At 41.8% G+C, this 785-nt stretch carries 1 protein-coding gene; it reads left to right on the top strand.

The genetic code is table 11. The features are described from left to right. Positions 1 to 785, top strand: a 785-nt coding sequence (locus tag ACFFU9_RS10740; protein WP_379861441.1) for a hypothetical protein, incomplete at both ends; no start/stop codon positions are given.

The following is a 785-nucleotide window of genomic DNA, read 5'->3' as shown; positions in this document are numbered from 1 at the left end:
ACCAAAGCCTATTGGGCGGACAGCAAAGGCAATAGGATAAACCGTAGCGGGTTTAAGCATACGGTCTACATGCACATAGAGACCGAAGGCTTGAGCGGTGAAAAAATAAGATTAAATGTATGGGAAAGTGAGCCCGGCCATGATACACGGGTAAAAAAGGATGGTCCAGAAATAGAAATCACAGCCACCAATGGCACCATAAACCAAGCATTTAAGCTTCCGGACACTCACCCTACACCTGAACTGGACGGAGAAAGTGAGTTCTTTTTCACCATAGAAAAGTTCCATTGCCAAGTAGAGGGAGCTACGCAAGACCCCGAGGCCGGAAATGAATATACCCTTATTAAAGGAAAGGCCAAGTATCTATATGTTAATAGCGACAAAAAAATTGTTAGTCTAAAAGTTTACGAAAGCAACGGAGATTTACACACAGGTATTGTAGCATACGGTGATACCGTGACCATAAGAGTGAACACACGAAACTATATAAAGGAAGAGATAACATTTATGTTACGAGAATCTGTGTCTGGTTTTGATAAAAAACTATCTGAAACCCTAAACCTAAAAATAGACCAAGAAGGTTATGGGGAAACCACTTTTACCATACCCACTAATGCATCGTGGGAGGGCGCGCACGAGAAAGGAAAAGAAGGCGTACCCCGTTATTTTTATTTTAAAGAAGTAAAAAGCGGTGCAGAATTTCCAAGAGCCTATTATGTAGCCAATCAAAACAAAGCAGACGAAGCAGACAAAATTAACAGCAAAGGCAACCGTATCACAGCCCT

The sequence above is a fragment of the Mariniflexile ostreae genome, assembly GCF_042427585.1.
GTDB classification, from domain to species: domain Bacteria; phylum Bacteroidota; class Bacteroidia; order Flavobacteriales; family Flavobacteriaceae; genus Pseudalgibacter; species Pseudalgibacter ostreae.
The sequence above is the reverse complement of the archived record's forward strand: the minus strand, read 5'-3'. Positions and strand labels throughout refer to the sequence as shown.